Source organism: Streptococcus suis (genome assembly GCF_029616525.1).
Classification (GTDB): domain Bacteria; phylum Bacillota; class Bacilli; order Lactobacillales; family Streptococcaceae; genus Streptococcus; species Streptococcus suis_AF.
The window spans coordinates 143993-154299 of record NZ_JANFME010000003.1 but is presented as its reverse complement, the minus strand read 5'-3'; the positions used below and the strand labels follow the sequence as shown (position 1 = coordinate 154299).

General features: G+C 41.7%; 12 protein-coding genes. All 12 read right to left on the bottom strand.

Features of this window, described 5'->3' with window-relative positions:
- Positions 1-105: 105 nt before the first annotated feature.
- Positions 106-519: a nucleoside-diphosphate kinase gene (gene ndk / locus NOL38_RS02445; protein ID WP_024406327.1), complete on the bottom strand. Its 414-nt coding sequence runs from the start codon at positions 517-519 to the stop codon at positions 106-108.
- A gap of 22 nt (positions 520-541) precedes the next feature.
- On the bottom strand, positions 542-1129 hold the full coding sequence (gene yihA, locus NOL38_RS02440) for a ribosome biogenesis GTP-binding protein YihA/YsxC (protein WP_014638915.1): 588 nt from the start codon (positions 1127-1129) through the stop codon (positions 542-544).
- Between the two features lie 54 nt (positions 1130-1183).
- Complete coding sequence (gene clpX / locus NOL38_RS02435) at positions 1184-2410, bottom strand: ATP-dependent Clp protease ATP-binding subunit ClpX (protein ID WP_002934974.1); 1227 nt, start codon at positions 2408-2410, stop codon at positions 1184-1186.
- Positions 2411-2607: 197 nt separating this feature from the next.
- Positions 2608-3120 (bottom strand): dihydrofolate reductase, encoded by a 513-nt coding sequence (locus NOL38_RS02430; protein WP_024378658.1) that lies wholly within the window; start codon positions 3118-3120, stop codon positions 2608-2610.
- A 341-nt stretch (positions 3121-3461) separates the two neighbouring features.
- The gene (locus NOL38_RS02425; RefSeq protein WP_014637954.1) at positions 3462-4301 is read right to left on the bottom strand and encodes a thymidylate synthase; all 840 of its coding nucleotides are present in this window, start codon (positions 4299-4301) and stop codon (positions 3462-3464) included.
- Between the two features lie 52 nt (positions 4302-4353).
- Complete coding sequence (locus NOL38_RS02420) at positions 4354-4656, bottom strand: hypothetical protein (protein WP_277941260.1); 303 nt, start codon at positions 4654-4656, stop codon at positions 4354-4356.
- Between the two features lie 12 nt (positions 4657-4668).
- The gene (locus tag NOL38_RS02415) at positions 4669-4947 is read right to left on the bottom strand and encodes a hypothetical protein (protein ID WP_248054121.1); all 279 of its coding nucleotides are present in this window, start codon (positions 4945-4947) and stop codon (positions 4669-4671) included.
- A gap of 125 nt (positions 4948-5072) precedes the next feature.
- Positions 5073-6032: an ROK family glucokinase gene (locus NOL38_RS02410; RefSeq protein WP_024416194.1), complete on the bottom strand. Its 960-nt coding sequence runs from the start codon at positions 6030-6032 to the stop codon at positions 5073-5075.
- A 96-nt stretch (positions 6033-6128) separates the two neighbouring features.
- Positions 6129-6464 (bottom strand): hypothetical protein, encoded by a 336-nt coding sequence (locus tag NOL38_RS02405; RefSeq protein ID WP_002934966.1) that lies wholly within the window; start codon positions 6462-6464, stop codon positions 6129-6131.
- Positions 6465-8333, bottom strand: coding sequence for an ABC-F family ATP-binding cassette domain-containing protein (locus NOL38_RS02400; protein WP_277941259.1), 1869 nt, complete (start codon positions 8331-8333; stop codon positions 6465-6467).
- The gene (locus NOL38_RS02395) at positions 8326-9537 is read right to left on the bottom strand and encodes a CCA tRNA nucleotidyltransferase (RefSeq protein WP_172015314.1); all 1212 of its coding nucleotides are present in this window, start codon (positions 9535-9537) and stop codon (positions 8326-8328) included. The genes NOL38_RS02400 and NOL38_RS02395 overlap by 8 nt, the downstream gene beginning before the upstream one ends.
- Positions 9534-10301 carry a 4-hydroxy-tetrahydrodipicolinate reductase gene (gene dapB / locus NOL38_RS02390; protein WP_277941258.1) on the bottom strand — a complete coding sequence of 256 codons (768 nt, stop codon included), beginning with the start codon at positions 10299-10301 and terminating at the stop codon, positions 9534-9536. Before dapB ends, NOL38_RS02395 begins: the two co-directional genes overlap by 4 nt.
- Between the last annotated feature and the right edge of the window lie 6 nt (positions 10302-10307).

Sequence of the window (10307 nt, the reverse complement as noted above, 5' to 3'; positions counted from 1 at the left end):
TAAAAAACGGATTTTGATTGCTTTGAACATAAAGAAAGAGAGAACGAAGTTCGTCATCTCTAGGTGTTAGCTTTTCATCTACCCACTACAGTTGACAAAGAGCCGCTATTTTCCCAGCCAAAGACCGATTTCTCGTTCGGCTGCTTCTGCACTATCTGAGCCATGAACGACATTTGCCACAATTCCCTCAACGGGCGCTGTCGCAAAATCTCCACGAATAGTCCCAGGTAGGGCATTTACTGGATTGGTAGCTCCCATCATATCTCGCCAAGATTTGATAATTTCTGGCCCTTCTATAATGCCAGCTATCATCGGCCCGCTCGTCATATATTGTACTAATTGCGGGAAGAAAGGTTTATCTGTCAAATGATCATAATGTTGACTGATTAGCTCTTCTGTCGCTGTAACCATTTTTAAATCTCGGATTTGAAATCCCCTGCGTTCGATACGTGAAAGAATTTGTCCTGCAAGTCCACGCTTAAGAGCATCTGGTTTGATGATGAAGAAAGTACGTTCCATGATTTTTCTCCTGAACTGTTTATTAGATGTTACTTAAGATAGCATCCCATGCCTGATCGTATCCGTGACGAGTCTCAGAAGAAAAGATAACGAATTGATCATTTTTATCAAAATCCAATTTCTTTTTAATCATCGATTCGTGCTTATTCCACTTTCCTCGTGGGATTTTATCAGCCTTCGTTGCCACAATAATAACAGGAATTTCATAATATTTCAAGAAATCATACATTTGAACATCATCTGCTGATGGCTCATGACGCATGTCTACTAAACTCACCACAACACGTAGATTTTCTCGTGTCGTCAAATACTCTTCAATCATTTTGCCCCACTTAGCGCGCTCCGTTTTGGATACTTTAGCATAGCCATAACCTGGAACATCTACAAATCGAATTTTATCATCTATATTATAAAAATTAAGTTGTTGAGTCTTTCCTGGTTTTCCTGACGTACGTGCAAGATTTTTTCTTCCTAGAAGAGTATTGATAAATGAGGACTTTCCAACGTTAGATCGCCCGGCAAGGGCAATTTCTGGAATGTCATCGCCCGGATACTGGGCTTTTGAAACAGCACTGAGCAAAATCTCAGCATTATGTGTGTTGATTTCCATTTTATACCTTTCATAAATAAGGGTAGAAAACAATCAGTTTCCACCCTTTATTTTTTATGCAGTTTCTAGTAAAGGCTTTTCTTTACCGTCTACTGCTGCTTTTGTTACACGAACGCGTTTAACGTTATCTTGACCTGGCACCTCAAACATGACATCCAACATCGTTTCTTCAATGATGGAGCGAAGTCCACGAGCACCAGTTTTACGTTCAATTGCTTTTTCTGCAATTGCTAACAAGGCGTCCTCATCAAAGTCAAGCTCCACGTCATCATAAGACAAGAGTGTCTGGTATTGTTTTACAAGAGCATTCTTCGGTTCCGTCAAAATGCGTACCAAATCCTCTGTTGTCAATTGGTCCAAAGCTGCGAATACAGGCAAGCGACCAATCAACTCTGGAATGATACCGAATTTTTGAATATCGTCTGCAATGATATGTTGCATGTATGATTCTTTTTCATCAATAGCACGATTATTATGACCAAAACCGATGATTTTTTCACCGAGACGCTGCTTGACGATTTCTTCGATACCATCAAATGCACCGCCAACGATAAACAGGATATTTTTGGTGTCCACGTGAATCATTTCTTGGTTTGGATGTTTGCGTCCGCCTTGTGGTGGTACGCTGGCCACAGTTCCCTCGATAATTTTTAGGAGAGCTTGCTGGACACCTTCACCAGATACATCGCGGGTAATGGACACATTTTCACCTTTTTTGGCAATTTTATCAATTTCATCCACATAGATAATTCCTCTTTCTGCACGGTCGATGTTAAAGTCTGCAGCCTGCAAAAGTTTGAGGAGGATATTTTCTACGTCTTCACCAACATAACCCGCCTCAGTAAGAGCGGTCGCATCGGCAATAGCAAACGGGACATTCAAACTTTTAGCCAAGGTCTGAGCTAGGAAGGTTTTTCCTGAACCAGTCGGGCCAATCATGAGGATATTTGATTTTTGCAAATCAACATCGTTCTCATCACGGCTATCTTGGAAATTGATACGTTTGTAGTGGTTGTAAACGGCTACTGCTAAAGCACGTTTTGCACGATCCTGTCCGATGACGTAGTTGTTCAGGATATTGAGTAATTCTTGTGGCTTTGGCGTATCGGCCAAGTCTGTCAAAACTTCTTCTGCCAGTTCCTCACGAATGATTTCCTGTGCTAGTTCCACGCACTCATTACAAATGAAGACATTGTTCCCTGCGATAATTTTTTTAACTTCTTCTTGATTTTTTCCGCAAAATGAGCAATAGATTAGCTCATGTGTATGCTTAACAGCCATGTGTTTCCTCTTTCATATCTCTTATCTAAATAAAAATCCATAAATGGCGTGAATACTATTGACCAGATTGGTAAAAGCATTCAGTAAAAATAAAATTGCTAAACCAAAACGTTTCTTCCGAAAGGCTTGAATCGCACAAAGAACACAAATCCCACAGAGAAATGCTGTAAATAAACCGAATAAACTTCTCTCCATGCCTAACCATCTCTTCTTTCATAGGTTTTTATTGTAAAATCATACGGGTTTTTCTCGTCTTTTGGACGTAAATTGGCGCTTTGTAGCTGAAATTTCTCCATAGGAAATGCTTTCGGAAAATACACATCGCCATTAAATTGACCGTGAATATCTGTCACTATTAAAGCTTCAATGTAAGGTGCAAAAGCAGTAAAAATTTGTCCCCCACCAAGCACAAATAGAGTATGCTCCTGTTTGTTATACCAATCTAGGACATCTTCCACACTGTGTAAAATGGTAACATGTTCATTCTCTAGTTGATAGGTTTTATCTGTAGTCAAAACGATGGTGTGACGATTGGGAAGAGCACGTTTACCCATGCCGTCGAAGGTTATACGTCCCATCACCATCGTGTGACCTGTTGTCGTTTCTTTGAAATGAGCAAAGTCAGCTGGCAATGACCAAGGAAGTCTATCACCTTTTCCAATCAATCCATTTTCATCTTGAGCCCAAATGGCAACAATCTTTTTAGTCATTTTCTCTCACTTTCCGTCCTATCATTCTATCAAAAAAACATGAAAAATGCACTTACCAAGTAGGCCAAGCGCAAATTTTTATCATGTTGAAACTATCACCGACTCCTTCCTCAGAGATAGGGAAGATACCGAGATTCGTAGAATGTGAATCTCGCTGGTACTGGAAAGCCCCCCTCATCTTAAATCGCTAAGTCAAATTTGAGTTGCGTTTTAACTGGCTTCGAAAGTCTGAGTATAGACTGTTGAAGGTTGGAAGTGAAACAGTTCGGGGAACTGTTTCAGCCCGAGCCTAAAAATAAAGAAGCGAGGTAAAAGAACGAAGTTCTTCACTGCTAATCCAGTTAAATTGCTAAATCGAATTTTAACTGCGGTTTAACTGGATTGTAGTCCACCAATTCAAAATCTTCTGCCCGAATATCAAAGAAATTGGTACCGTCAGGAACATTTAAGACCAAACGTGGCTCAACTTCAGATGGTGTACGACGGAGTAATTCTTCAGCCTGTTCAAACTGATTGTCATAGATGTGAAGATTGTTGATGAAATAGAAAAACTTTCCAACCTTCCAGCCAAAATGTTTAGCAATCATCATCTGAAGGGCTACATACTGCATAGCGTTGATATGATGGGCTACCAACATATCATTTGATCGTTGAGTTAGAGTTGCATCCAGATAAATCTCCCCATCCACTCGCCGAACGTCAAACATGGTCTGAAAGGCACATGGCAAAAGACCCGCGGATTGGTCAAATGCTTCATAATCCCACAAAGAAATCACATTACGGCGGTTCCATGGATTTTCCTCTAATTGCTTGAGGATTTTTGAAATGATGTCATGCTTTTTCACGATAGCCCCATAGCGTTCACCGATTGTGCCTGTTCCATTTACTTCCCAGTCATTCCAATACTGGACACCGTATTTTTCCTGCAAAACCGACAAATCATTGGTCTGGTCTTGGTAAATCCAGAGAATTTCCTTAATGGCCGACTTAATTGGAATAGGTCTAAGTGTTGTAATAGGAAACTCCCCCTTAGACAAGTCATACTCAGCAAAGGCGCCTGTAACGTACTTGGAATTAGCTACATTTCCATCCTTGTAACGTGGGCGAGCATTTTCTGAAAAAACGCCCTCTTCCATAATCTTACGAATGTTTTCTTTAAAAATAATATCTGCTTTAGTCATGGTTTTAGTATAGCAAATTCTAGCAAAAAACTCCAGTTTTGCACCGGAGTTCTCATTTGAAAAAGAATGAATAAAAATTAAGTTGGAACAAACCGGATAGGGCAGTTATTAGGCTGAACAGTATAAAATACAAAGCAACCAAGATAACACTCAACAATATCTGACGAACATTTTTAGTGTAAATAGCCGTTGGTAAGCTGGCTAGTCCGAAAAATGGAATGATGAAAAATGTTAGTTTAAAATTCACATTTACAATATCAAACCATTGCCCTATTGGTAAAAATAGCATAGCAATGAGAAAAGCAGCAATGCTATAGAGGACAATATTTAGCCGTCTTAATAGGGTCATATTCATAAATAACTCCTTCTAGGGACCGAAGAGAACATAGCCCAAGCCAAAGAACAAGGGGAAAGAAATGATCAATAGAATACTGATGATACCTGTCCAAAGTTTTTTGTAATAGATTGACAAGATGAGAATGAGTGCCCCGAATATTGGCAAAATCAGCATAGTCGCTACAGAGCCCCAACTAGACGGGAAAAACCAGTCACGAATCCAGTAATCAAGGAAAAAGGCAGACAGTAAAATCAAAAGCCCGACTATAGTTAGATAGTCAATTAGTTTAGGCATACTTACTTGTTTCATACACCAACACTCCTTTCTCTTTTCACTATGATTGTACCCTTTTATTAACCAATATTCAATATATGTATATAAAGAAAGTGTGACAGCGGAATTGAAAAAAAGCAGAGTTGCCCCTGCTTCAGTTATTATTTCAAAACTAGTGATGCGGCACCTAGGACACCAGCATCATTGCCACGAGTTGCTAAAACAATTTGCGTGCTTTCCTTGATTTGTGGGAAGCTATTTTCAGCAAAGACCTTGCGAACGCCATCCAACAGGAACTCACCTGCAGCTGATACACCGCCACCAAGAACGATGTAGGCTGGATTGAGGACTGCAGCAATGTTTGCACAAGCAACACCTAGGTATTCTGAGAAATGACGGTAGACAATCAAAGCCAAATCATCGCCTTCTTTTGCCAAATCAAAGACATCTTTAGCCGTTACATCTTGGCCATCATCAATCATTTGTTTCAGTTTTGCATCGCCTGCGTATTGGTCCGCATAACGACGGCTAAGGTTGACAATACCTGTCGCTGAAGCCACGGTTTCCAAGCAACCTTTCTTACCACAAGTACATGCAAATGGCTCATCAAAGTCAACTGTGATATGGCCCAATTCGCCACCAGCGCCTTTGACACCACGAATCAAGTTTCCAGCAGCGATGACTCCGCCACCAACACCTGTACCAAGCGTCATAAAGACAACGTTTGGATTGTTGTTTCCAGCACCAACCCACTGCTCACCTAGAGCTGCTACGTTTGCATCATTGTCGATAAAGAATGGTAAACCGAGCGCAGATTCAAACTGATCTTTAACCAATTGCAAGGTCTTCCAGTTGAGGTTATAAGCTCCGATAACAGTGCCAGCTTCACTATCAACGACACCAGGAGACCCCATACCAACACCCAAAAAGTCATCTTTTGTCAAACCATGGGTTTCAAATCGCTGCTTGATACTGTCAATAATATCAGGTACAATGTGACTTCCCTCATCCAAAATATTGGTCTTGATAGACCATTTTTCTTGTATCTCACCTTCCGTTGTGAGAATCGCCAACTTAACTGATGTACCACCTAAGTCAATACCAATAATTTTTTTTGCCATAATTTTCTCCTTACGTGTATATTTTCTTTATTATACCATAACGCAAAGGTTTGCGTAAAGCCTTTTCATAAATTTGTACGGATAAAATAAATTGCTCTATCGAAAGAGATAGAGCAAAATTAAAAATTGAATATGTAAGATAAACCTTCCAATGGAAAAGAGCATAACTGTCGTAAAATTACTACCTTCTTTCGTTCCATTATAGAGAAAAAGAGTAGAAATAAAGGTAAATCCCAGAGCAAACCCCACCATCTGCAAGTCGTGATAAGACTGACTATAAAAATACAAGGTGCTTGTCAGCAATATCATGGATAGGATAGTTAAAATCAAGCGCAATGTATTCATTTTTTTGGTCTTTAGATAGCTAAACAAAGCCGCCCCCAAGGTCACCAAGAGATAGATGACCATATATGACATGACAAGAACTTTCATCTAGCCCTCCAGTTCGCTCAGATACTCATACCGCTCATATTTTTCCAAGAGCAGGTCGTTTTTCTCATCCAATTCCTTCTGCAAATCGGACAATTTTGTAAAATCACTACCACAGGTCAGCATTTCCGCCTCGATTGCCGCAATCCGCTCCTCCAAGCCAGCAATATCCTCTTCGATGGTTGCCCATTCCTGCTTCTCAAAGTAGGACATCCGCTTCTTGGTTTCTTTTACCTTCTCGGATTTCTCCTTTGGTTTTTCCAAGGAAATGGCAGAGCTGGAAGCCAGAAAGGCCTTCTCATCCAGATAGTCTGTGTAGTTACCAAAAAAGGTCTGAATGCCGTCGTCCTCAAAAGCCAAGATTTTATTAGCTACCTTGTCTAGGAAATAACGGTCGTGACTAACGGTAATGACTGGACCAGTAAAGCCCTGCAAGAAATGTTCCAAGACTGTCAGAGTCGCTATGTCCAAGTCGTTGGTTGGCTCATCTAGTAAGAGAACATTGGGTCGTTGCAAGAGAATTTTCAGCAAATAAAGTCGCTTCTTCTCCCCACCTGACAATTTCTCAATCAAAGTACCATGGGTATTACGTGGGAAGAGGAATTGCTCCAAGAGTTCTGCGATAGAAACCATACCAGATGTCGTCTTAGCTTCTTCTGCCACTTCCTGCAAGAAATTGATGACCCGCTTGATTTCGTCCAAGCCCTTGATGGTCTGAGAAAAATAACCGATACGGATGGTTTCACCAATATCTACCTTACCACTGTCTGCATGCAAATCACCTGCAATTAGATTGAGTAAGGTAGATTTTCCTTTACCATTATCACCAACAATACCGATGCGGTCCTTGTTTTGAATGAGCAGGTTAAAGTCTTTTAAAATGGGATTGTCAGGATAGGAAAAGCTGACATTTTCAAAGTTAATGACTTTTTTGCCGATACGAGAGGTTTCAAAATTGATTTCCAGTTCGCTATCGTCTATCTTGTTGGCTAAATCGCCTTTGAGGTCATGGAAACGATTGATACGAGCCTGCTGCTTGGTTGCACGAGCTTGAGGTTGTCTGCGCATCCAAGCCAACTCCTGCTTGTAGAGTTGTTCCTTCTTATGGCGAAGAGCGGCATCTCGCTCGTCCTGTTCTGCCTTTAAGCGAACATAGTCCTGGTAATTTCCCTGATATTCGGTTAAGCTGGCGCGGTCCAATTCAAAAATCCGTGTCGCCACATTGTCCAAGAAATAGCGATCGTGGGTAATAAAGAGAACAGATTTTTTAGTATTTTTCAAAAAAGTCGTCAACCACTCAATGGTATCAATGTCCAGGTGGTTAGTCGGTTCATCCAGTAAGAGCAAGTCAGCATTGCCAAGGAGAACCTGGGCCAATTGCACTCGTCTACGTAGACCACCCGATAACTCAGCAACGGTTTTGTTGAGGTCTGTTAGCCCAAGTTTCGACAAGACAGTCTTGACCTGGCTTTCAATCTCCCAAGCATTGAGAGAATCCATCTCTGCCATGATTTTCTCCAGTCTTGCTTGACTGGCTTCATCGTAATGAGATAAGAGCAGCTCGTATTCACGAATCAGCTGGGTTTCACGGAGGTCAGAAGAAAGAACGGTGTCTAAAACTGTCTTACTTTCATCAAAATCAGGTTCTTGGGTCAAATAGGCGATTTTATAAGCATTTTTTGTACGAAAAGGTGATACATCTCCGTCAAAACCGATACGACCTGACAAAACATCCAACAAAGTCGTCTTTCCTGTACCATTGACCCCGATAATACCGATTCTGTCGCCTTGATGGATGATGAAAGACAGATCAGCAAAGACCGTTTTATCTCCGACAGATTTAGTCAGGTGTTCAACGATAAAATCACTCATTCTCTAAGATTCCTTTCACAAATGTCATAATCGCTTGCTCTTCGTTTTCTAGCTGTCCTTCCACGATTTGGAATTCTACCTCATTGAGCAAATTACCCAATACTGGACCTGGTTTGAGGTCAAATGCCTTCATCAGATGTCCTCCATTGACAACAATTTCATGCTTGTCATGAATGGTCAATGCTTGATCGATCCGCTCAATTGCTACAAAATCTGTGACAAGACCTTGTGCCTGACGGAGTTCCTCTACCAAGTACAAGAATTCTTTACCATACTTGAAACAGATTTGTTTGGTGACAGGCCCTGCTTGGCGAAGCTGATAAATCTCTACCAACTTGACCACGCTGCGTTGGAAATCATTGCTGGTTTTCCATTTTTTCAGGAAGGACTTGATGTTCTCGATACCTAGGCAGACAAAGAGCATGGCCCAAGCCTGTTCAGAAGTTGAAAATCGGAAGTCCTCTGTCAGACCTGTTAGCATGGCCTCTAATTCATCACTTTTTCCAGCTAAATCAGGCAAGAAATTGTAAGCCTTAGAATCAATCATAGCGCGCAAGCCTTTTCGCCAAAAATCCGCCATCAAGAGTTTATCAAACTCGATAAAGCTACGTTCCACCGAGATTTTTTCCAAAAGCGGTGCGGTTTCAACCATAGCTGTGAAGGTAGTCGGCTCAATCTCAAAGTCCAAGGTCGCCGCAAAGCGAAATCCACGCATGATACGGAGAGCATCTTCGTTAAAACGCTCAGCCGGGATGCCTACAGCCCGTAGGGTACGGTTTTCTAAGTCAGTCATCCCATCAAAGAGGTCAACAATCTGTGCTTCTTCATCTAGTGCAAAGGCATTGACAGTGAAATCGCGACGCTTGAGATCCTCTTCTAAGGAACGCACAAAAGAAACCTGACTCGGCCTACGGAAGTCGACATACTCTTCCTCTGTCCGAAAGGTGGTAATTTCATACTCCTTTTTACCCTCTAATACTAGCACCGTACCGTGTTCAATTCCGACATCAATAGTCCGTGAAAAGATTTGTTTCGTTTCCTGAGGGTAGCTGGATGTCGCAATATCGACATCATGAATAGGCCTACCGAGAATGGCATCACGAACGGAACCGCCAACGAAATAAGCCTCGTAACCAGCTGCTTTAATTTTCTCTAAAATCGGCAAAGCCTCCTGAAACTCAGAAGGCAGATTGTTTAATTTCATAATAAGTGTTCCAAACCATAAACGAGTTGTGAGCGTTTGACTGCCTCTTTAATGCCGAGATTGACACCGCCCATAAAGGAAATACGATCGTAAGAGTCATGACGAATGGTCAAGCCTTCGCCCTGTGCCCCAAAAATCACTTCCTGATGGGCAACAAGGCCTGGCAAGCGTACTGAGTGGATACGGAAGCCGTCAAATTCTGCACCGCGAGCGCCAGCAATCAGTTCTTCTTCATCCGCTGCACCTTGTGTCTGTGACTGACGGACTTGTGAAATGAGTTCGGCAGTTTTGACAGCCGTACCACTCGGTGCATCCTTCTTCTTATCGTGGTGTAATTCAATGATTTCAAGATTTGGGAAATACTTGGCTGCCTGTGCTGCAAATTGCATAAGCAAGATAGCGCCAATAGCAAAGTTAGGAGCAATCAAGCCGCCCAAACCCTTCTCAGCAGATAAGGCAGTCAATTCCTCGATTTCTTCAGGGGTAAATCCTGTCGTTCCAACCACAGGTGCGAAACCATTTTCCAAGGCAAAACGGGTGTTTTCATAGGCAAATTTTGGCGTTGTAAAATCCACCCAGACATCAGCTTCTAGGCTGGCAACTTCTTCTTTGGTCTTGAAAACAGGAACACCATCTACTTCTGTTTCTGTCGCAAAGGGATCCACCAAGGCAGCCAAACTAAGTTCTGCGTCGCCTTTGACCATCTCAACAGCCGTTGAGCCCATTTTTCCTTTGAATCCTGCGATAATTACCTTAATTGTCATGCAAAC